Genomic DNA, 21,369 nt, shown 5'->3' with positions numbered 1-21,369 from the left:
GAAATGAGATCCCCTTTTTTGACATAGGGGGGTCTCACCCCCTTATTTTGGTGAAAAAGGCCAATCCGGGCTCGTATCGGGCTTCTTTTCCATTTTTCCGGATCTAACCGACCGGCCTGTTTCGGCCCTTTTTTGGGAAGGTTTTTCTGGAAATGCTGGTACTGCCCCGGATTACCAGACCGGGCTTTTTGCGAGGGATAAAACCGGCCTGTGTAGATCTGTTTGGTTAGAGGATAGGTCATGGAGACGGGATTTACGTGGGAGGCGAAAACAAAGGGTGATCATGGTTTAGGAGGGGGTTCAGTATTGAAACAAGGATCATGGGCAATGAGAAATCCTTCTTTTCGGGAAATGATCCCTGTCACGACGAGAGGTTAAACCAGCTTTCACATTCCCATTTTTGCGAAACCGTCCGGCAGATTTCCTGCCCCGGATTATCTCCAATTGCCAGTAAAACTCTCCGTTTTGCCCTGTGAAAATTTATTCAGCCAGACCCATCTCCCCATACGTCCAATATTGATATGTCAAAGGGGCCCTGGAGACGAAGGGGAAAAAATCCCCTCCTTCCGGTGAGGTTTGCGCAAACCTTCCCGGAAAAACCAAACGGAGATCCGCGGAGTTCGAGAGGTTTCTAGTAAACCTCGACGAAGAGAAGTGAGGCAAAAAAGCCGAATTTCGAAAAGAAGGAAGGCGGAGCCTGCCTTCGACTCCCGGATTTCAAAAAACTAGGAGGGTTCTGATGAACCCTCGGAACTCGAAGAACTTTGATAAGTTCTTCTCGTCCTCGAGATTCTGACGAACCTCTTCGGAGTTGAAAAACATGGCAGATTTCGTACAGAAAACAGATGTAAAAACCGCGGTCCGCACCCTTGCGAACCCGATAGCAGACGTGGCGGCGTTCAACACGATCGTCCAGTCGGTCCTGACCGCCAACCCGTTTGCCTGTGTATCGTATGTGAGCGCCGGGCAGACCCACCCGCCCGTGGAAAAGACCAAGGAGTCCTACGGGGCGAAGATCGTGTACCAGGACGCCGATGCGAAGAAGCGGGGCAATGCGTCGCACTCGTTCGATTCGGTTGCCGGATACAACGCCGGCATCCCGGCCCTGACCGGAGTTGCCGGGCTGAACACGGCCCACAACGGTACCCCGGTCCACGATGAGCCAAAGGACACGTTCTCGGCAACGATCAAGTGCCACGACCCGAATGGGGATATCTACTATGTCATCCTGGCCCGTGACAGCGTACGGCTTACCTCGTACTCGGATGACGGGATCCGGACAAAGGTCGAGACCTGGGCCGACACCGTCGCGGCGTTGGCCTGAGGAGAACACGGGGCAGGGATGAAAACGTCTCTCCCCCTCACAAAATTTTTTTGGAGGTTTCGTATGGAAACAGAAATTATCGGCCTCTTCCTCGGGGCCTTACTCCCGCTCTATCCCCTCCTCTTCGCCATCTACCAGAAGACCGGCAGGTACGACGAGATCGTCGAGGAGTTCAAGAAACTCCGGGACGAGCACGAGCATTACCGGGAGGCGCACCATGGCGGATGAGACCGCACCGGTCGCAACCGTGACCGGCCTCTACCGGGGCACGTTCAGCGGCCTCGAACCGCTCACGAAGGACACCCCGCTCACGCTCGACGAGGTCCGGCGCAGCCCGATCTTCTACGAGCTGGAGCTGCACCCGGGGCATGAGAAGGAGAACCTGATCATCGATGTGATCTACGACAACATGTCGCCGCTGAGGCTGCAGGACCTGATGCGGGGGACGGACATCCCCCGGGGTGTCCGCTTCTGGCCGGACTGGTTCGAGATCCCGCCCTACCGGGAGATACGCGACATCGACGGCCGCAGGGTCTACCCGCGCTCGCCGGGTATCCACACGGTCCGGATCCGGACCGCGAAGCGGAAGCTGGGAAATGCCCGGGACTTCAGCCCGGCAAACGGCGGCTCCACGAGCCCGGTGTTTGAACTGGTCATCGCGAGCGAAGCGATGCGATGAACACGAGAATGTCGAAAGTCATCGGACTTGAGACACGAGAAGAACGCGACAGCGTTCTTCGAAGACCATCAGGACTTCGAGTTGTCGAGAGTCATCAGACTTGAGACACGAGAAGAACGCGACAGCGTTCTTCGAAGACCATCAGGACTTCGAGTTGTCGAGAGTCATCAGACTTGAGACACGAGAAGAACGCGACAGCGTTCTTCGAGTTCACGATCGCGGCGGACGTGAAGTGAGAACAAAGGCAGGCCCGGGCCGCTATCTGCGGTCCCGGGTGGGCCTGCCCAGCTCACACCCGGCTCCACAACACCTGTTCGGTTGTGAACAGAAAATTGGACATATGTCTGAAAAAACATGATCCAATAACGATCCTGCATCTGCATATTTCCGGAGCCAAAGACACGATGGGAGCCATACATTCCGTTGCACCACGCGGCTGGAAGATTCCCTCGGGTTATTATTCCCTGTATTTTTCCGCTGTATGCCGTTCTGATGAAAACCAGAATCGGAAGAACACGAGACCCTCTGCGTATCACTGATACCATACCCGTTATATCATCCCAAAGTGATACGTATCAGTGATAATTTTAAATAGTTATCACTTATAAGTGATAGCTATGCAGAATTCCGGAATTCCGGAAAATATCGAATCCTTCATCCGGAATGAATTGGGGCTCCCATCAAATGCGAAGAATGTTGATTGGGGAACACTCTATGATTCACTGGATGTTGCCGTTCCATTACGCCCGGACCTCATATTCCAAGAGAGCGGACAAATTTTTTTTGTGGAAATAAAGGGAACCACGGTTACTATCGATACGCTCGCACGGATGGTCCTCCAGAGAGAACTCTGGCAGAAAAAGCCCGACCACCCGGTTGTCCAGCTGGTACTTGCGGCAAAGACCATCAATCGCCGGGAGGAATCACTGGCACGGGACCTCGACATCAGGGTAATTAAAATCCCCTGGGCCATCAGTACTCCGAGAAATCAGGATTACAAATCAACCGCGATGCGGATCAGTTCCGAGAAGTCCTGGAGAGTTATCACGAGATTACTCAAGGAAAAAAGTACTTCTATCCGGCAACTATCACTCAAGGAGGATGTATCGTATGCCTGGACTCACAAAGTCATCGAAATTCTAAGTGAGCAGAATGTTGTAAAAAAAGAGGGCGGGTTCGTATCGGTAGCTGACGTAAAAAATCTCCTGAATGGCGTGGCATGGGAACGCCCCATGAAGAATTTACAGGCCGGAGAGGTATTCCTCCGGTTCTCCGGGTCTCATTCCGCAGCCCAGGAGATAACACGGGCTCTCAAAGAACAAAAAATAAAATTCGCATTCACGGCATACACTTCTGGAGGACTGTATACTTCATATGCAGTACGACAGGATGCAATCTACATTTATCTCGAAAAGGAGACGATCGGCCAGTTTAAGGAAAATTTCGGCTCAAAAGAAGAGAACCCTATCCGGGCCGTGATCTATTCCCCGGACCGGGATGTATTCTCGGATGCCCGTGAGAGGGAGTCCATTCTTATTACCTCTCCGGCCCAGACCCTGCTCGACCTGGCCGGACTCGGATACAGTGCAATGGACCTGACAAAAGCAATGGTTGACGTATATGCCCGGTTATGAGCTAAGCCAGGAGATTATAGAGATATCCGGTCAGGAAATCAGGAAAATCGGGGACTGGGGCGGGAGATCTGATGATGAATCATCCTCTCCGCCGCTGATTCTTATCGGGGGCTGGGCGGTGGATGCGTACAATCCCTATCTGGGTTCAGTTGACATCGATCTCGTCACCAATAGTCGTACAGGTCACAGCCTGATGCATTACCTGCAGAGATATGAAGGATATACCTATGATGTTCTTTACCCGTTCGGGAAAACGGTACAAAAAATTACTTCTCACGGGACCATTATTCTCGATTTTATTTCACGGACCACATCCTATCCTTTCGAGGGGCACCCGGAGATTCCCTTCTCCTTCGAGATCCTTTCCGGCAATACAGTATTCATACGTGTCCGGGGAGGCTCTGAAATTGCAGTCCCCAACCGCTCCATGCTGGTCTTCTTAAAACTGAAATCTGCGTGGGATCGGAATTACCGGATTGAACATGGTAATCCCTTCATCAGCGAAGAGCGTGAGCGATTAAAATGGATCAAAGATTGTGCAGATATTCTTGCACTTATCGATCCAGGCTCCGGAGGCCGGGAAATCGATCTGGAAATCCTCGGTCGTGAAGTCTCGCACTATACATTTGTAAAAGATATTCTTACACAGATTCCCGCCATCGATCCCGTACGGGAACGATATGGGCGGATGGATTCCCGGGAAATTCAGACAGTTTGCAACGACTTGATCTCAATTATATAGGGTGGGATCGCTCTTCTCCTTCACCCCAACCCCCGGGTATTGTCCGAAATTTCCTGGTGGTGTACCGGGCGGATGCATCACTACGGTACAAGATCCTTTGACTCTTTTGAGAGGAAATACCCGAGGATCGTCCGGATAAGCACCACCGCTCCCAGCAGGATGATCTCATCTCGTGTAGGGGCAACCAGCGTGGTCAGCACATCGGCTGCTATGAAAAATTCCAGCCCGAACACCAGCATGCTGGTGAACTCCCTCCGGATCTGGTTATATCCCGTCTGCTGTTTTTTCACCTCGAAAAGAATGATACCGGCAATTGCCCGCAGGCCCCGTAGATGATGAGGGCAGCGCCGAAGATGCCAAAGAGGATAGTGAAGATGTGGATGATGTCAAGGAACGGAAATGCGTCCATGCATATGTGCCGCAGTACCGGCATATCAATCTTCACGTACCGGAGAAAAAGGAGATGATCAGGCCATCACAGCATGGACAATGACGACGTCCTTCACCGGCCTGTCGCCGGGGCCGGTCTTTGTCTTACCGATCTTGTCCACAACATCCATGCCTTCGATTACCTTGCCGAAGACCGGGTGCTTCCCGTCGAGGAAGTTGTTGTCGGCAAGGTTGATGAAGAACTGGGACCCGCCCGTGTCGGGCCCGGCATTTGCCATGGAGATCGTGCCACGGTTGTTCCTGTTGTCGGCGGTGAACTCGTCCTTGATCGCGTAACCGGGTCCGCCCCTGCCGGTGCCGGTGGGGTCGCCGCCCTGGATCATGAAGCAGCTGATGACCCGGTGGAAGATGGTGCCGTTATAATAGCCCTTCTTCACGAGGGTTTCGAAGTTCCCGGCCGTGATCGGCATGTCGGGTGCGAGGGCGATCGTGATCGTGCCCATGGTAGTCTCGAGTTTTACGAGTTTTGAGGATTGCTCTGCTGCGGTCATACCTGGTTAAGAGTATGGCACCTCCTGATTCTTCTGTGTTGTGAAGAACCGGGGAGGCCGGGATGAAAAAAGGGTTCAGGCCAGCTTGGGAGAAATCCTGTACGTGTCTGTTTTTTTGTTTACCATTTGAAGAGACTATGAGGGTGACCCCCTCTCTCAAGTCGAAGAACCTGCCGGTTCTTCTCCAGCCTGCTCTTCCCTTCGGGGGGAGGCAGCGAAGATGCGAATGCATCTTCTCGATTTCGTAGTCTGAAGACTACTCAATCAGCCCAAGGGGAGCATCCCCTTGAATCTCTGAGAGGTCTTCAGACCTCGAAGAGGAGAAGGGAGGCAAGAGCCGACCTTCGACTCCCATTTATTAGTCTTTCCGTATTCTACGAATTTCTCGATGGCCTTCTGAGTGACTATCACGAAGGGGGGGAAATCTGCCGTTGCCCAAGGCAAGGGCAGGTTCGAGAAGATGCGAGAGCATCTTCGCTGTGCCCTGGTGGCAGGCAATTCGAAGAACGCTGACGCGTTCTTCTCTTGTCTCCATGACTTCGTCATGTCGACATCCCCAAGAGCGCAGAATATTGTTCCAATGATTTCTACAGATCCTTCAGACCATCACGGCACGGACGATCGTGATGTTCTGGAGGGGGCGGTTGTCCGGGTCGCCGGACGTGGGAGTGCTCCCTATCGCATCCACCACGTCCATCCCTCCGACCACGTTCCCGAAGACCGGGTAATGGCTGTCGAAGCCGGGCTGGAGGGCGCTGTTGTTCACGAGGTTGATGAAGAACTGGGAGCCCCCGCTGTTCGGCTGCCCGGTGTTGGCCATCGCGACCGCCCCGCGGCTGTTCATGTTGTGGCTCGTGAACTCGTCCGGGATCGTGTAGCCCGGTCCGCCCAGGCCGGTACCGGTAGGGTCGCCGCCCTGGATCATGAAGCCGCTGATGACCCGGTGGAAGATGACGCCGTCATAGAAGCCCTTCTTCACGAGGGTTTCGAAGTTGCCGGCCGTGATCGGCATCGCAGGGTCGAGCGCGATGGTGATGTTGCCCATCGTGGTCTCGAGCAGCACCTCCCTGCCGGAGAGCGCTGGAGTAGCTGTTGTGAGCGCCGTGGTGGCAGCCGTAGCGGACAGGGGTGCTGTCGTGGCGGCGGGCGCCAGGGTGGTTGCAGCCGCGGTCGTTGCTTCCGGTGAGGGAAGCGTGGTGGCAACCGGGGCCTGTGCGGTTCCTGAAGGTGCTGGCTGGGTGCATCCTGCGCAGAACAGAAGTGCTGCTGCAAGGAGCCCGAGAATACAGAGTGTCCTGACTGGTGACATCCTCATACTATCGGTGCTGCGGGAAAATAGAGGTTGCGGGGACTTTCAGCTCCCCTTGTATTCACTCTGCCTTCTTCTCATCGTTCCTGCGGCCTCGTGTGCCGAAGAAGAAGATCACGCCGGCGGCAAGGACCATGGCTGCCGTACCCGCCAGGAGGATGAGGTCGCCTTTTGTGGTTGCATCATTGTAGTCCTTTGCCGACATATCGATGGCGAGGACGGCGACGGTGTTGCCATTGGAGCCGCTGGCGGAATCATCGATCGGGGCATAGGCGCTCATGAACGACCCGTATTTTGTGGTGTAGGGCTGCTCCGAAGCGGTCGGGCCGGAGAGGGCGGCGAAGATCTCGTTCTGGTCCGGGGCAGTGGAGGCCTCACCGATCGTTGCCGAGCCCTGCGGGTCCAGCGGGTAGAGATCGTCCACGAGGAACGTGGCGGTCTTGTCCGGGTTCACCTTGAGGATGTAGGCGTTGAGGATGCGATCGTCCATGCTGCGCAGGGTCTCCAGGTGTCGTGCAACGGCAAGATATTGCGGGGACATCTCGTCGCCGGGCCTGAGGCCGGCGATATCGCTGGCATTGACCTGCGTGGCCATGACGCCCACCGTGGACTCCATCCCCTGCCGGGTGGCGTCCCGGAGGGCGTTCTGCTCGCTGGTATAGGCGAACATCGTGAGCACCCCGATGATGACGATCACGAGGACAGCGCTCACCCCGAGTTTTGTTGAAACTGAAGATCTTCCCGTCATGTCAGGATCGCCTCCGTAAGGCTCCACCGGTACCGATTATTGCCGCAACCCCTCCGATCAGGACCGCGGCTGAAGGGGCCGAGGCAGGCGTGGGTGCCGGTGCAGGCTGCAGGCTGATGGCAAGCGGCGTCACCTGCCCCGGGTTCACCGTTGCGACAGTCGTAGAGTCGACGTACCCGGCGTACCTCAGCAGGACCTGGTGCTGCCCGGGCGCAATATTGCCGGGGGTGGCAGGGGTATATCCCTCGAAGAGGTTGTCGATGTAGATCTCTGCGCCTGCCGGGGTCGAGACGATGGTGAACCCGCCGGTTGCAGGTACCGGTGTCGGGTTGGGCCCGAGCGGCGTCAGCGTGGCCGTGACGGGGGTGACAACGTTGGGCATAATGTAGACAGAACTGAGCCAGTCGTTATAGCCGGGGCTGGTCACCCTGAAGAGGCGGTTGCCGTTCTGCACGTTGGAGAGGGCGAGGCTCCCCGACGGCGGGATCGTGCCCATGGGGTTGTTGTCCATAAACACGCCCGCGCCGGGTAGCGAGGTGATGACCACCGTACCGTACACGGCCGGGGCCATGACCGCGTTCAGGTTCTGGTTGGTGTTCGGGTTCACGTAGACCGTTGAGCTATAATCCGTGTACCCGGGCAGGGCCAGCCTGAACGCGTGGCTCCCGGGATACAGGGTGACGGCGAGCGGCGCCTTGCCCTGGTAGTTCCCGTCGACATAGATCAGGGCATGGTCCGGGTTCGATGTCACCGCTACGGTGCCGGTGCTGCGGGGCGGCGGGGGGGACGGCTGGAGCGTCGGGTAATAGGTGGCGGTCTGGCCGGAGTACAGGGTGACCAGGCGGGTGTCCGGGGTGTACCCGTTCAGCGACGCCTTCATGGAGTACGTCCCGGGCGGCAGGTTCGGGATGGTGAGCGGGGAATACCCCATGAAATTGCCGTTCATGGAGATCGAGGCGCCCGCCGGGCTTGACTGGGCATACAGTGCCCCGGGCTGTACCGGGGGCACCGTTGTCTGGGTGGGGATCGGGTTCAGGGTAGCATAGACCGCGACATGCTCCTGGTCCTGCGGCATATGCGGGAGCGGGCCCGACCACGGGGTATAGCCGGACAGCGATACCGTGACCGTGGAGACCGGGGACGAGGAGGGAGATACCGCTACCGAGAGAATGCCCCCGGCAGTCTGCCCCTGCGGAACGCCGTCGAAATAGACAGTCGCCCCGTTCACGTTGCAGTACGTGTCGATCCAGCCCTTGCCGCCTCCCACTTCCGTCGGTTGCGGGGGGATGGTGATGGTCGGTTCGGTGATTGTCGGGAGGAGTGTCGGCGGAGTGGTCACGACGGTGGTCGTGGGCACGGTCGTCGGCTCCGTCGTAGGGGGGGTCGTCGGTTCCGGTGTCGGCGGCGTGACGAACGTCTCCTGGGTGGTTATCGTCGGGGTTTCCCCGGCAGCTGCGACCGGTACGATCATTGCGGCACACAAGGCGCAGAGAATAACGATAACCAGAAGAGTTGCGATGGATTTTTTCACAGAATCACCCTGTAATGGTACATCAGGATCCTGCGCTATAAATAAGATGCGTTTTCCGGACGATGGAGAACTCCTGCTTTGCTCACCAATATTCTTTAACGGTTTATGAGGGTGACCCCCTCTCTCAAGTCGAAGAACCCTTCGGGTTCTATCGAAGACCTTCGGTCAGGAGAAGATTCTTCTTCTCCTGCTTCAGGTCCGACGACACTGAAGCATTCTCCTGTCTCAAGTCTGATGACTCTCGACATTCTCCAGCATGCTCTTCCGGGGGAGGCAGCGAAGATGCGAATGCATCTTCTCGATTTCGTAGTCTGAAGACTACTCAATCAGCCCAAGGGGAGCATCCCCTTGAATCTCTGAGAGGTCTTCAGACCTCGAAGAGGAGAAGATTTACGAAGTGAATCTTCGACCCCGTTCGGGATATTTTCATCAACCTTCTGAGGGGCTATCCCAACATGGAGGGATGCCCGAGCGGCGGGGGCGGAGTCTGAAGGGTCCATCAGAAAGTCGAAGGTCGGCTTATGCCTCCCTTCTCCTTCTCGGGTTTGATAACCCATCGAACCCTGAAGACGAGAAGAACTCATCAGAGTTCTTCGAGGCATCATAGGCCGTAGCCCCCTAGAGCATCTATGATGAAAGCCGACGATTTTTTTGGAGCCGTTTTTCCGGGGGCCCGGGAGGAGCCCGGCCCCTCCAGATCACCGGAATGACGCGATCACCCGCGAGAGCCGGTGCACGCCTTCCCTGATCTGCTCTTCGTCCGGGGCCGAGAAGTTCATCCGGATGGTATCGTCCCCTCCCCCGTCAACATAGAACGGGAGCCCGGGGAGGACCGCGACCTTGTTCTTTACCCCCTCGTCAAAGACCTTCCGCGAGGAGATCCCCGGGGGGAGTGTTGCCATCAGGAACATGCCCCCCTCCGGGCGGGTGTGGGGGCACTGCGGCAGCAGGTCGTCGAGCAGGTCGCACATCAGCCGGCACCGCCTTCCGTACACCGCGACGATCCTCCGGATATGCCCATCGAGGTCATGCGTTGCCAGGTACCGGTGCATGATCTTCTGGCAGAGGAAGTTGGAGTGCAGGTCTGCCGCCTGCTTGACGATATTGAACCTGGCCAGGATCTCCCGCGGGGCATACATCCAGCCGATCCGCATTCCCGGCGCGATTATTTTTGAGAACGAACCGGACAGGACGGCCTGGTCCGGCAGCCAGCGTTTCAGCGGGGGCCTCGGCCTGCCGTCGAAGAAGAGCTCGCCGAAGGCATCGTCTTCGTAAAAGACGGTGTCGGTGTCGCCAAGGATCCCGGCGACCGCTCTCCTTTTCTCAAGCGACCAGGTGGTGCCGGACGGGTTCTGGCTGTTGGGGATGCCGTAGAAGAACCTGACCGGTGTTCCGCTGACGAGCCGTTCGAATGCCCCAAGGTCCGGCCCGTCGTCTTCCAGCCCGACCGTGTCGACGGTTGGTTCGTAGAGTGAGAAGGCCTCGATCGCCCCGAGGTACCCGGGGCGCTCCATGCCCACGTGGTCTCCCTTGTCCAGGAAGATCTTGGCGAAGAGGTCGAGGCACTGCTGGGAGCCGTTGACGATCTGGATCTCTCCCGCCGTGGCCGGGATGCCGAGGCGCCGCCGGTAACGTTCCGCGATGAACTCCCGAAGCGGGAGGTAGCCGTCGGTGGTCGTGTACTGGAGGGCGACGCTGGCTTCCCCTTCCATGACGTCGCGGGTCGCCGCTGCAATCCCCCCGGTATCGATCAGCGCAGAGGACGGGAGTCCGCCGGCAAACGAGATGATGGACGGATCGGCCGAGACCCGGAAGAGTTCGTCGAGGAACGATGCCGGGACGCGCGAGAGCCTGTCTGCAAAGCGGTACTGCATGGGTCATCCCCCCGCGGATTTTTTCCGTGACTGGCAGTGCATTGGGCAGCAGGAATGAAAAACCTATGGAAACTATGGCCCCTGCTGCCGGTACCCGAGGTTTTTTAGGCTCCCGGCCCGATCCCCTATCATACAGGGGGATCGGTCCTGGAACATCCGGCAACAGGCACTGAAACGACGGCGGAAGAATGGTACCGGCGCGGGACAGCGCTCACCTGTACCGGAAGGTATGCCGAGGCGATCGGGTGTTTCGACCGTGCCCTTGAACAGGAACCGGAGAACCCCGGGGTGCTCGTCGCCCTCGGTGCTGCAGTCGACCGCCTCGGCCTCTTCCGCGAGACCATACTCTGCTGCGAACGGGCGCTTGAGACCGATCCGGGATGTGCCGATGCGTGGTTCATGAAAGGCCTCGCCCTCTTCCGGCTGGCGCAGTACCGGGACGCGGTCGCCTGTTTTGAAGAGGTCGTCGCACGCGACCCCGGGCACGCCGAGGTATGGTTCATGAGCGGGAACTGCCATTACCAGATCGGGGAGCTTCGCGACGCCATCCGCTGCTTCGACAGGACCCTTGGTATCCGCAGGAAGTACCCGAAGGCGCTCTACAACACGGGGGTCGCGCTCGCAGAGCTGGGGGAGTTTGAGGAGGCGGTCAGGTTCTACGACGAATGTCTCGCGGTGAACCCGGGGGTAGCCATGGTCATGACCAACAAGGCGGTCGCCCTTGCACGGCTCCGGCGGTATGACGAGGCAGAGGCGCTGCTGCGCGACGCCCTGGAGACAGACCCGCTCGATGCGACCGCGTGGGCGAACCTCGGCCTCTGCCTGGGCCGGCTCGGGCGGGAGAAGGAGTCGGCCGCGTGTTTCAACCAGGTGCGCGAGCTGACCAGCGGCAATGTCCGGGACATCGCGCGGTGAGAGGAGTGCGGCACTTCGGTGACCGATTTTTTCGCGAACGAGATGGCTTCGTTCTGCTAATCCTATCGGTCGACAAAAAAAGTTGTAGAGGGTTCTGATGAGTTGGCGGTCGGTTGAGAAATCTTTACGAGAGAGAAAAATAACGATCAACCGTTAACTTATCAGCACCGGATGAAAAATCGATCACCAACCTCTACCTTATCAGAACCTTCCGTATTGCTCGCGAATAACCCATCTGCCGACAGCTGGACAAAACCCGAAAAAAGCGATTTTTTTACCCAAGTCTGACCGGGCTTATTTTCTCGGTTTCCTTCTCAACAACAACTGCTGTCCCATACGCGAGTAGTTCGGTCATGTAACTAATATCTGACGAATCGAACTGCACGCCGATGATCGCATTTGCACCCAACGCTTTTGCATGGTCCTTCAACCGGCCGAGCGCCTGTTCACGCGACTGGCTCAACAATTCGGTGTACTCGTGGATCTCTCCTCCAGCAAGGGACCGGAGGCCTGCGGTTATATTCCTGCCGAGACCCCGGCTTCTCACAATGAGACCCCAGGTAAATCCGATGGTCTTTGTGATCCGGTAGCCCGGAAGATAAGGTGTACTTACGACAATAATTTCCTCTGTCATTGATGTCACCTCTGAACCGGTTGACTAGTTACTACTTAAAGTGTTTTCGACCAAGGTTCTGATGGTTCTTCTCCAGCCTTTGGTTCCCTTCGGGAACCAGCGGCTCCCCGAGGGGGAGGCATCCCAAGGGGAGCACCCCTCGAATCTCTGAGAAGTCTTCAGATCTCGAAGAGGAGAAGGGATGCAAAAGCCGACCTTCGACCCCCGATTGATTATTTCTTTTTTTTACTGAAATTTCTCGATAACCTTCTGAGTGACTATCATTTTTGGGGGACGCCCACGCGGCGGGGGCGGAGTCTGAAGGGTCCGTCAGGACCCTGAAGACGTAGCCCCCAGGAGCGTCAGAACAATATTCTAAAAATTTCACTAATATACCAGCTCCCTGTAACCCCGGAGAAGAAGGGCATAAGTGAGATAAACACCAAACTCACCGGTATGAAATACACGGCGCGGCATATCCAGCGTTTCCTCGAGACAGGAAAGATCGACCCTGCGCTCTGGAAGAACCATTTTCCCTCGCTCCTGCCCTCCCAGGTTCCCACCTGCAGCGACTGCGAGGACTATAAGGACAAGACCTGCATCGGCGACCGCAACCCGGTCGACTGCTTCCTCTCCGTACAACCCGGCCCGGAAGAACCCGGGGACCAGGTTCCCCGGAGCGACGGGAAGCGGAAGAAGCACCGTGACCCCATGCTGGGCCTCGGCGCCCGCAGAGAATCCATGCCCGGCGGGGCGAACAAGACGCGCGACCAGTCGAAGATGTGATGTTTACCTGGAGCCGGAGCGGTCCTCCGGCCCGGAGGCAGTTACTCCTCCGGAAGATCTTTTTTTCGCTTTCTGTCCTCTGCCGGAACCCGTAACGGCCGTCTCATATCTGGAGATATCCCTCCTGTACCGGCCGGATGCGGTAACCGCGGTGCAATGTTTCAAAATTGGTCTCAAAATCTGAGGTTCGGGTGAGACGCTATGTAATTCTCCGGTCAAACAGCCTGACCTGGTGAAGATCATTCGCATCTCAGGACCACACGGAGATTCGTACAGGAACCGACAGGGAACAGTCATCTCAGGAGTGATCCTCCCGGCAGGGGGGAGGAGATCGGGCGCATGGAACCGGCACCTGGGCCGCGGGGCGGTCGGGGTCGGGGCGGAGGACCACGGCGCCGGGCCGGGGGAGGCTGCATGGAGACCCTGAAGATAGCCTTCTTCTGCTGGGAGTCCCTCCATGCCGAGCGGGTGGGGGGGCTCGCGAGCGCGGCGACCAACCTCGCCGAGAGCCTGGCAAAATCCCATGAGGTCCACTACTTCTCGCGGGGTTCCATCCCGGACCAGACGGTGAACGATGTCCGGTACCACTACTGCCAGCCCGGCGGGAGCAACCCGGTGGCGTACTGCAACGACATGAGCATGAAGATGGTCGGGCAGTTCCGGGAGTGTGACAGCCCCGGGCGCTTCGACATCCTCCACTTCCACGACTGGCACGCGGTCCAGGCCCTCCACCACCTCCAGGACCGGGACACCATCCTCACCTTCCACTCGACCGAGTTCGGGAGGAACGGCAACCAGGCCGGGGACTGGTGGGAGTACCGGGAGGTTTCCGGCAAGGAGTGGTACGGGGGGCTTATCGCAAAAAGGGTGACGACGGTCTCGGCAACCCTCAAGAACGAGGTGATGCGGCTCTACAACATCCCGGACTGGAAGTGCGACGTGGTCCCGAACGGCGTCGTGCCCCGGCAGTACCGCGCCTCGGTCGACGCGGGGGAGGTGAAGCGGGCCTACGGGATCCACCCCTACGCCCCCGTCATCCTCTTCATCGGGAGGCTCGTGTACCAGAAGGGCCCGGACCTCCTGATCGAGGCCCTGAGAAAGGTCTGCCGGGAACGCTGGGACGCGAAAGTGATCGTGGCCGGGGACGGCGGGATGCGGCAGTACCTCCAGGAGCGGGCCCGCGACCTCCCGGTCAACTTCGTGGGCCACATCCCCGACTCGGAGTACCTCCGCCTCCTGAACGCGTGCAACGTCGTCGTCATCCCGAGCAGGAACGAGCCGTTCGGCCTCGTCCTCTTAGAGGCGTGGAGCGCGGAGAAGCCGGTGGTGGCCTCGAACGTGGGCGGCCTCGCGGAGAATATCGACTCCTTCGTGAATGGGATCAAGGCGGAGCCCACGCCTGATTCCCTGGCATGGGGGATCAGCAGCCTGATCGACGAGCCGGAGAACGCCGAGGTGCTCGGGAGGCGGGGGAGGTCCAAGGTTGACCGGGTCTTCCAGTGGGACCCGGTCGCTTCACGGATGGCGGACACCTACGCGAGGGCCCACTCCTGAGGGAGGTGCCCGTTGCCCAGGGGCGTTCCTCGACCGGAGCATCGGCAGGGATCACCCCTCTTTTCAGAATTTGCCTCAAAACCTGGAACGAAGGGGAGATCCTATTAATCTCCGCTCGTAACTGCGTCCGACTGGAAGAACTGCCGGTCGTGCCCCCCCATACGGGCACCGGCGGTCCTGCAGTCCCGGAGCGGGCGGTATTTCCGGGGTTCGTGGCATGAACTCCCGGAGAGATCGCGGTGTTTCCACGAAGGGGTGAGATGATGGACAAGTTCGAAGAGATGACGAAGGCGATGAAAGGGATGTCGCCGGCAGAGATGGGAGCGGCCGTAGAGAAGTTCAAGGGTATGTGCACCTGCCCGGGCTGCCCGACGTATACTGGCTGCGCGAGGAAGGGCGGCGAGCTCCTCTTCTGTGCAACCGGCAAGAGCTTCATGTGTATCACGTTCGAGAAAGGGTGTATCTGCCCCACCTGCCCGGTAACGCCGGAATTCGGGCTGAAGCATACCCTGTTCTGTCTGAAAGGTTCGGAGAAAGCCCAGCGCTTCGAGCACACGATCTGGGGAACGAAGATGTGAGTACCTGTTCTGCTGCCGATGATGATGTGGGGGGTGACTCTGCTGAACGATGCAGGCTCCCGCGCCCCGCTTGTCAGGCGGGCCCGCACCTGCCACCGGTTCAGTCTCCTCCTACGCCGGTACTTGCAGGTAGAGAGCACCGGGCCCGATCCTCTGCACTGGAGTGGATGTCGCGGGGGCCCCGGTCCTGGAAAAAGGAGGAGTCCTCTCATATCCGGCCGCAGGGAAGGTTCGCTTTGTAACCGGCCGGGATATGAGAACGGGTGTCATGGTCCGGCCGGGAGAGCGGGTGGATCTCAGTATCTCCTGGAGCCTTCCACCCCATATCCCGGCACCGGAGACCATCCGCGTCCTCACCTGATCCGCGAGGTTCCCTGATGATGGAGACCGGAAAGAAGCTGGAGAATGGCGAGATCCAGGAGGACAACCCCGCCAGCCCGGATGCATCCCGGTCCGCTGGAGAGCTGGCAGAGATCCTCACGACCGGTCCCGGAGGCCTCAGCACCGCAGAAGTACAGCGGCGGCTGCAGAAATACGGGTACAACGATATTCCGGAAGAGAAGAAGCACCCGCTCCTTAAGTTCCTCGGCTATTTCTGGGGCCCGATCCCGTGGATGATCGAGATCGCTGCCCTTCTCTCGGCCGTGATCCAGCACTGGGAAGATTTCGGGATCATCTTCCTGATGCTCCTCATCAACGCGGCCGTCGGGTTCTTCCAGGAGCACAAGGCGGAGAATGCCATCGAACTCTTAAAACAGCGTCTCGCCCTGAACGCCCGCGTACTCCGGGACGGGAAGTGGCAGGAGATCCCGGCCCGCGGGCTGGTCCCGGGCGATACCGTCCACATCCGGCTCGGGGACATCGTCCCTGGAGATGTCCGGCTCACGCATGGGAAGTATCTCCTTCTTGACGAATCGGCCCTGACCGGAGAATCCCTGCCGGTCGAGAAGAAGGACGGGGACGATGCGTATTCCGGGTCCATCGTGTGGCAGGGCGAGATGGATGCAATCGTAACGGGTACGGGGGCGAAGACATTTTTTGGCAGGACCACCAGCCTGCTCCGGGAGAAACCACCCCGGAGCCATTTCCAGCAGGCGGTCGTCAGGATCGGGAACTATCTGATCATCCTTGCTGTCTCCCTCGTCAGCCTTGTTTTTATTGTCTCTATGATCCGCGGGGAATCCATCCCCGACACCCTCCTGTTCGCCCTCATCCTGATCGTCGCCGCTATCCCGACGGCGCTTCCGGCCGTCCTCACGGTCTCCCTCGCGGTAGGCGCGGTTGCCCTTGCGAAGAGAGAGGCGATCGTCAGCCGTCTCAGCGCCATCGAGGAGTTGGCGGGTATGGATATCCTCTGTTCCGACAAGACCGGGACGATCACGAAGAACTCCATCCGTGTCGCTGACGTGAAAACGTTTCCGGGGATCACGGAAGACGAAGTGATCGCGGCCGCTGCATTCTCGTCTGCAAAGGAGAGCAACGATCCCATCGATAAAGCGATATTCGCGAGATCTTCGTCGACAGGGACAAAGGGGGTACCTGCGGCCGGTTATACGGTAACGGATTTTGTCCCGTTCGACCCGGTCCCAAAGTACTCGAAGGCCACGGTTCGTGACGGGAGTGGCGGGACGTTCGAAGTGGCCAAAGGGGCGCCCCAGGCCATTTCCGGGCTCGCCGTCCCGGGCGATGAGCAGCGTGCCCGGCTGGACGGGTGGGTCCTCGAACTCGCGGAAAAGGGATACCGGGCACTCGCAGTCGGGCGCACCGACCCCGGCGGGGCCTGGCAGTATCTCGGTCTCATCGGGCTCTTCGATCCGCCCCGCGACGACTCGGCGGCGACCATCACCGAGGCAAAAAGGCTCGGCGTCGATGTCAAGATGGTTACCGGGGATCATATCGCGATCGCAAAGGAGATCGCCGGGAAGGTAGGTCTCGGGACCAGGATCCTCCCCCAGTCGGCGTTCATCGGTGGTGAGGGAAAGGATGCGCTGAAACAGCTCGAGGATGCCGATGGCTTTGCCCAGGTCTTCCCGGAGAACAAGTACCAGATTGTGAAGATCCTGCAGGAGGGGGATCATATCGTCGGGATGACGGGCGACGGGGTCAACGATGCTCCTGCTCTCCGGGCTGCCGATTCAGGTATTGCCGTTGCCGGTGCGACCGATGCAGCGAAATCTGCCGCGGATATCGTCCTGACCAAGCCGGGCCTCTCGGTAATCCTCGATGCGATCCACGAGAGCAGGATGATCTTCCGGCGGATGGAGAACTATGCGGTGTACCGTATCGCCGAGACGGTCCGTGTCCTGATCTTCCTTGCACTCTGCATCCTCCTCCTGAACTTTTACCCCGTGACTGCCGTGATGATCGTGGTCCTTGCCATCATCAACGACATCCCGATCATGCTGATCGCGTACGACAATGCGGTTGCTGCGGCACGCCCGGTCCGCTGGCAGATGAACCGGATCCTGACCCTCGCGAGCATCCTCGGGATCCTCGGGGTTGCAGAAAGTTTCCTGCTGCTCTGGCTGGCCAGGGAATATTTCCACCTGAGCCCCGGCATTGTCCAGTCGCTCATCTTCGTCAAGCTCGCGGTCGCGGGACACTTGACGATCTATCTCGCCCGGACCGGGAAGCAGCACTTCTGGGAACCGCCCCTCCCCACGCTCTCGCTCTTCGGCGCCACCGAGCTGACCGCGATCCTGGGGACCTCTTTCGCCATCTTCGGCATATTCATGCAGTCCATCGGGCTGGCCTTTGCCCTCTTGGTATGGGGGTATGCGCTCTTCTTCTTCATGATCAATGATGCCGTGAAAGTCAGGCTGTTCAGCCGTATCCACCCGTACTCGTGAGACCGCAGCTGCCCCGGCCCAATCCCTCATGCCGGCACCGGGCGGTCCTCACGGCAGGGCTTCCTTCTCAAGGAATTCCCGGAACGCCACGGCATTGTTGTGCTCCTGATCGCGGGCTGCGTACAGGAACGTCACGGTCCCTTCCCGGGCGAGGAGGTCCCGGAGTTCCGCAAGCACGCCGGGCCGGTCCCGGATCTCCCCGGAATACCGCTCCAGGATGTTTCAGGAATGGCCTTCCACGAAGATCCCGTGGAGCCCGAACGGGATGCGATGGGGCAGGACGGCCCGGGCGACTTCTTTCATGGTCGTGCCATCGAGAATGAGCAGGTACGAGGTCCCCGATCTCCCGTCAAAGACAAGGGAGAGTACCACGCCGTCGTCCTCATCAGCCCCGCCGGGACGGGCGACAAAGACCGGCTCTCCCGGGAATGCCTGGTCAGCCTGCCATGCGGTGCTGGTGCCGCGGGTCACATCTATTTTCAGGAGCCGTGTAGGAAAATCAGTGCCTGGATCGTCCGGCATGCCGAGGCCGTAGGCATAGCGGTAGGCCCTCCCCGCGACGTTCCGGGAGATCCCGGGGAGGTCGAAGGTCTCCTCCCCGCAGATAACAGTGCTTCCGACAATCCCGGTGTCGAGGTCCAGGGTGAACCGTTTCAGGCGGGCCGCGGACTTCCTGCTCAGGCCCCTGGTGAGGAGATGGTCGAAGAAGAACTCCGCGTTGATGGAAGCATCCGGGTATGCTGCGATGTCGATGACGATCTTCCCGCCCTCCTCGAATGCATTCACCGTGTGGAAGACGAAGAACGCTTCCGTTGAGAACGTGGTGACCGTACCGTCCTTCCTGCTCACGACATGGAACTTCGTGCCTTTCTGCGGGTTCCAGCTATAGCACTCCGCGAGCGGGATCCCGCGGAGCTGCCCGGTGACGAGCCGGAAGATGTCCAGCTCCCAGGGCATCTCGATGAAGATGAAATACCCGGGGGTGAGCCCGAAACTGTGGAAATAGGTCTGCTTTTTTGTCCGGATCTTTGCGATGATCTCGCGCTTCTCCGGGGCGTCGTGCGCGATGCGGTAGAGCGCGACATCCCCGGACGGCCCGTAGCGCGAGAGCGCGTTGAAGAGATCCCCGGTGACGGGGTCGGCTGACGGGTGCGCCGCACCTGCCATGAACGTATCCCCGTACCGGTCCTCAAAATGGACATGGCCGCAGGTCTGGAGCGTATGGGGGTCGAATGAGACCATGGTCGAGAAATCGGAAAGGGCGACATATCTTCCGCCCATGACCGCGATGTTGACATTCGTATTGTCAACGGTTGCCGGACCGGACAGGTTGGAGAGCCGGGTCAGGAAGCCGGCGGTGGACCATGCAGCCGTCCCCCACTCGTTCCCGGCGATCCGCCCGAGTTTTTTATCGTTGGCGTACTCCGCGGTCTTGAGGGTGCGGCTCCGGTACGAGACAACCCCTTCGCGGAACGAGAACCGGTGCAGCATCGCGTAGCCGTCAAAAAAGTGGCGCATGCGGTCGGCCCCCTGCTCAAAGATCGCAGGGCCGTTCCGGAAAAGGTCGCCCGAAAACCAGACGGGAACCGTGCCCCGCACCGTGACATTGTTGATATCGTATTCCCTGGTCTGGGTCCTGAAAAGTGCACCGTCCATAAAATCACATTTCCTGCGTTGCTGGAACGCCCGACAATGCCTCCTTAGCAGCGGTTCAGTATTTATCCATTCCGTCATTTTGCATCCGGTGGAATTCCGGATGTTCATGGGAGTCGTGCCGGACCCGTCAGCACACTGTCCTGGTCATCCCTGGTTTTCCGCGCCTGCCATCCTGAACTTCCACGAACAATAAGGAATGCCGGGCAGGGATGCCGGCGGGCATGAGATACACTCGGTTGTGATTCGTGGATCTATCTCATGGGCAAAGACCGGAAAATCCACAAGACCGACCGGTTTACACGGGAAAAGCGGCATCTTTTTGCGTTCGCGTGCAGCCTGCACCCGGCAGCTCTTCATTGTCAGGATGAGTGTCGCGGGGTCCGGCCGGACAATTTTCTGCTCATTGACCAGTTCGAAGAGCCGGTTTTTGAGTGCTGTTTCCAGCGCATCCAGCCCGCCCTGATAAGGGAGATGCAGCCGTTCCCTGATCCGCCGGGCCTCGATGACCGAGAACTGCTCCCAGACCTTCCGGTCCAATCCAATGGCTGCATCCATCCCGTACTCCTGTTCGACTGCCTGAAACCAGAGCCCGTCGATGGCCAGCCAGTTCTTTGCTGCATCGGTAAGATCTTTTCTGACCGGCTCATCCCGTCTTTCGTTCATCTTTTCAAATCCCCCCGCCAGTATGAACAGCCGGAATCATGTACGCTGGTCGTCTTCCTGTTTTTCGGCGTCCAGCTGTTCCTGGATCTTCTGTGCAGCGGTTTCCCCTTCGCTGTCGAGCGGGACGAGCCGGATCGCGCCTGCCGATGCCACGCCGACACCGAGCTCGGCTGCCCGTGCGATCTGCTCGAGACCGAAGATCCGCCCGTCCGCCACGTCCGGGACCGTGCCATGCACCCGGAGCAGGGCGACGCCCACCGCGTCGAGCGCGACCCGGTCGCTTCCCGCGATGATGAGCCCGGGTTTGATCAGTTTTCCCTTGTCCGGGCCGCCGCTCGCAAACCCTTCCGTGGCATCCATCACCACGAGATCGGTGCGGTAGAAGCGGTTGATCTCGGCGATCATCGAGCGCTGGTGCGGGGAGCTGTGCAGTTCGCCCATGAAATCGTAGTTCACGCCCGGGACCCGGCGGGCGACGCCGCCCACGGAATTCTTGAGGGAGAGGGTGAAATGCCCCCCGTACCGGTGGGTCTTGAGGCAGCAGGTCTGCACGACCCGGTCGGCCTTCGCGAAGACCGAGGCGAGGAAGAAGCCGCGGCTCCAGTGGAGCCCGGGCGCCTGGACCTCCTGCCAGCCGTGGCGGTCGAGGTCGTCCAGGACGCTGACGGAGAAGCCTTTCTCGTGCGCAAGCGAGGCGACGCCCATCCTCGTGAGCACCTCGCTCGTCCTGCCCATGCCGCTCCGCTCTGCAAGGGTGAGCTGGCCCGGCCGCTCGGCAATGATAGCGTCGCAGATGGTACCGAGGGTACCGATGTGCGTGGAAGCCGGGTACGGGTCAGCGCTGTTGAAATTCGCCTTGAGGGCGACTGCTGCCCCGGAGAGTACCGAGAGATCGAATTCGCCGAGCACGCGCCGTATGCCTTCCGGGCGGTCCGCTGCGCCTGCAATGAATATCTCTGCCGTTCCCGTCATG

The 21,369-nt window shown here is 59.0% G+C and carries 23 protein-coding genes; 11 read left to right on the top strand and 12 right to left on the bottom strand.

The features are described 5' to 3' along the window. Window positions 1-820 precede the first annotated feature (820 nt). The 5 genes from ABSB80_RS10930 (at window position 821) to ABSB80_RS10910 (ending at window position 4,379) form a co-directional block, all read left to right on the top strand. The gene (locus ABSB80_RS10930; protein ID WP_428370649.1) at window positions 821-1,324 is read left to right on the top strand and encodes a hypothetical protein; all 504 of its coding nucleotides are present in this window, start codon (window positions 821-823) and stop codon (window positions 1,322-1,324) included. A gap of 63 nt (window positions 1,325-1,387) precedes the next feature. Beyond that, window positions 1,388-1,552, top strand: a complete 165-nt coding sequence (locus tag ABSB80_RS10925; RefSeq protein WP_428370648.1) for a hypothetical protein — start codon at window positions 1,388-1,390, stop codon at window positions 1,550-1,552. Next, entirely contained in the window at window positions 1,542-2,003 is a 462-nt protein-coding gene (locus ABSB80_RS10920) for a hypothetical protein (RefSeq protein ID WP_428370647.1), read from the top strand. Before ABSB80_RS10925 ends, ABSB80_RS10920 begins: the two co-directional genes overlap by 11 nt. 785 nt (window positions 2,004-2,788) lie before the next feature. Continuing rightward, the gene (locus ABSB80_RS10915; protein ID WP_428370646.1) at window positions 2,789-3,637 is read left to right on the top strand and encodes a hypothetical protein; all 849 of its coding nucleotides are present in this window, start codon (window positions 2,789-2,791) and stop codon (window positions 3,635-3,637) included. A 118-nt stretch (window positions 3,638-3,755) separates the two neighbouring features. After that, on the top strand, window positions 3,756-4,379 hold the full coding sequence (locus ABSB80_RS10910) for a hypothetical protein (protein ID WP_428370645.1): 624 nt from the start codon (window positions 3,756-3,758) through the stop codon (window positions 4,377-4,379). An 80-nt stretch (window positions 4,380-4,459) separates the two neighbouring features. Here the strand turns inward: ABSB80_RS10910 and ABSB80_RS10905 are convergent, their stop codons facing one another. From ABSB80_RS10905 to ABSB80_RS10875, 7 genes are all read right to left on the bottom strand, one after another. Continuing rightward, window positions 4,460-4,669, bottom strand: a complete 210-nt coding sequence (locus ABSB80_RS10905; RefSeq protein ID WP_428370644.1) for a DUF1622 domain-containing protein — start codon at window positions 4,667-4,669, stop codon at window positions 4,460-4,462. Continuing rightward, on the bottom strand, window positions 4,666-4,788 hold the full coding sequence (locus ABSB80_RS10900) for a hypothetical protein (protein WP_428370643.1): 123 nt from the start codon (window positions 4,786-4,788) through the stop codon (window positions 4,666-4,668). Before ABSB80_RS10900 ends, ABSB80_RS10905 begins: the two co-directional genes overlap by 4 nt. A 58-nt stretch (window positions 4,789-4,846) precedes the next feature. Further along, window positions 4,847-5,320 carry a peptidylprolyl isomerase gene (locus ABSB80_RS10895; RefSeq protein ID WP_428370642.1) on the bottom strand — a complete coding sequence of 158 codons (474 nt, stop codon included), beginning with the start codon at window positions 5,318-5,320 and terminating at the stop codon, window positions 4,847-4,849. Between the two features lie 598 nt (window positions 5,321-5,918). After that, window positions 5,919-6,629 (bottom strand): peptidylprolyl isomerase, encoded by a 711-nt coding sequence (locus tag ABSB80_RS10890; RefSeq protein WP_428370641.1) that lies wholly within the window; start codon window positions 6,627-6,629, stop codon window positions 5,919-5,921. A gap of 61 nt (window positions 6,630-6,690) precedes the next feature. Then, the gene (locus ABSB80_RS10885; RefSeq protein ID WP_428370640.1) at window positions 6,691-7,377 is read right to left on the bottom strand and encodes a hypothetical protein; all 687 of its coding nucleotides are present in this window, start codon (window positions 7,375-7,377) and stop codon (window positions 6,691-6,693) included. A 1-nt stretch (window position 7,378) separates the two neighbouring features. Beyond that, a complete protein-coding gene (locus tag ABSB80_RS10880; RefSeq protein ID WP_428370639.1) occupies window positions 7,379-8,908 on the bottom strand; it encodes a PEGA domain-containing protein in 1,530 nt (509 codons plus the stop codon). A 698-nt stretch (window positions 8,909-9,606) separates the two neighbouring features. Then, entirely contained in the window at window positions 9,607-10,782 is a 1,176-nt protein-coding gene (locus tag ABSB80_RS10875; protein WP_428370638.1) for an aminotransferase-like domain-containing protein, read from the bottom strand. Window positions 10,783-10,902: 120 nt separating this feature from the next. On the opposite strand from ABSB80_RS10875, the gene ABSB80_RS10870 reads away from it, so the two are divergent. Then, a complete protein-coding gene (locus tag ABSB80_RS10870; protein WP_428370652.1) occupies window positions 10,903-11,697 on the top strand; it encodes a tetratricopeptide repeat protein in 795 nt (264 codons plus the stop codon). A gap of 274 nt (window positions 11,698-11,971) precedes the next feature. Here the strand turns inward: ABSB80_RS10870 and ABSB80_RS10865 are convergent, their stop codons facing one another. Further along, complete coding sequence (locus tag ABSB80_RS10865) at window positions 11,972-12,331, bottom strand: heavy metal-binding domain-containing protein (RefSeq protein ID WP_428370637.1); 360 nt, start codon at window positions 12,329-12,331, stop codon at window positions 11,972-11,974. Window positions 12,332-12,766: 435 nt separating this feature from the next. Here ABSB80_RS10865 and ABSB80_RS10860 point away from each other — a divergent pair, with 435 nt between their 5' ends. The 5 genes from ABSB80_RS10860 (at window position 12,767) to ABSB80_RS10840 (ending at window position 18,077) form a co-directional block, all read left to right on the top strand. Continuing rightward, a complete protein-coding gene (locus tag ABSB80_RS10860) occupies window positions 12,767-13,096 on the top strand; it encodes a hypothetical protein (RefSeq protein WP_428370636.1) in 330 nt (109 codons plus the stop codon). Between the two features lie 304 nt (window positions 13,097-13,400). Continuing rightward, window positions 13,401-13,523, top strand: a complete 123-nt coding sequence (locus ABSB80_RS10855; protein ID WP_428370635.1) for a hypothetical protein — start codon at window positions 13,401-13,403, stop codon at window positions 13,521-13,523. Further along, window positions 13,511-14,650, top strand: a complete 1,140-nt coding sequence (locus tag ABSB80_RS10850) for a glycosyltransferase family 4 protein (RefSeq protein ID WP_428370634.1) — start codon at window positions 13,511-13,513, stop codon at window positions 14,648-14,650. Before ABSB80_RS10855 ends, ABSB80_RS10850 begins: the two co-directional genes overlap by 13 nt. 263 nt (window positions 14,651-14,913) lie before the next feature. Then, window positions 14,914-15,228 carry a DUF2769 domain-containing protein gene (locus ABSB80_RS10845; RefSeq protein ID WP_428370633.1) on the top strand — a complete coding sequence of 105 codons (315 nt, stop codon included), beginning with the start codon at window positions 14,914-14,916 and terminating at the stop codon, window positions 15,226-15,228. 377 nt (window positions 15,229-15,605) lie between these two features. After that, complete coding sequence (locus ABSB80_RS10840; protein WP_428370632.1) at window positions 15,606-18,077, top strand: plasma-membrane proton-efflux P-type ATPase; 2,472 nt, start codon at window positions 15,606-15,608, stop codon at window positions 18,075-18,077. 48 nt (window positions 18,078-18,125) lie between these two features. On the opposite strand, the gene ABSB80_RS10835 is transcribed toward ABSB80_RS10840, so the two are convergent. The 4 genes from ABSB80_RS10835 to ABSB80_RS10820 form a co-directional block, all read right to left on the bottom strand. Next, window positions 18,126-18,293 carry a DUF488 family protein, N3 subclade gene (locus tag ABSB80_RS10835; protein ID WP_428370651.1) on the bottom strand — a complete coding sequence of 56 codons (168 nt, stop codon included), beginning with the start codon at window positions 18,291-18,293 and terminating at the stop codon, window positions 18,126-18,128. A 6-nt stretch (window positions 18,294-18,299) separates the two neighbouring features. Further along, a complete protein-coding gene (locus ABSB80_RS10830) occupies window positions 18,300-19,733 on the bottom strand; it encodes a carotenoid oxygenase family protein (protein WP_428370631.1) in 1,434 nt (477 codons plus the stop codon). Between the two features lie 144 nt (window positions 19,734-19,877). Further along, window positions 19,878-20,396 carry a DUF6125 family protein gene (locus tag ABSB80_RS10825; RefSeq protein WP_428370630.1) on the bottom strand — a complete coding sequence of 173 codons (519 nt, stop codon included), beginning with the start codon at window positions 20,394-20,396 and terminating at the stop codon, window positions 19,878-19,880. A 36-nt stretch (window positions 20,397-20,432) separates the two neighbouring features. Next, complete coding sequence (locus tag ABSB80_RS10820; protein ID WP_428370629.1) at window positions 20,433-21,368, bottom strand: DUF362 domain-containing protein; 936 nt, start codon at window positions 21,366-21,368, stop codon at window positions 20,433-20,435. Window position 21,369: the final 1 nt, after the last annotated feature.

The sequence above is a fragment of the Methanoregula sp. genome (assembly GCF_050010295.1).
In the GTDB taxonomy this organism is placed as follows: Archaea; Halobacteriota; Methanomicrobia; order Methanomicrobiales; family Methanospirillaceae; genus Methanoregula.
Note: the sequence above shows the minus strand (reverse complement) of the source record. Positions and strands in the feature narration are given on the sequence as shown.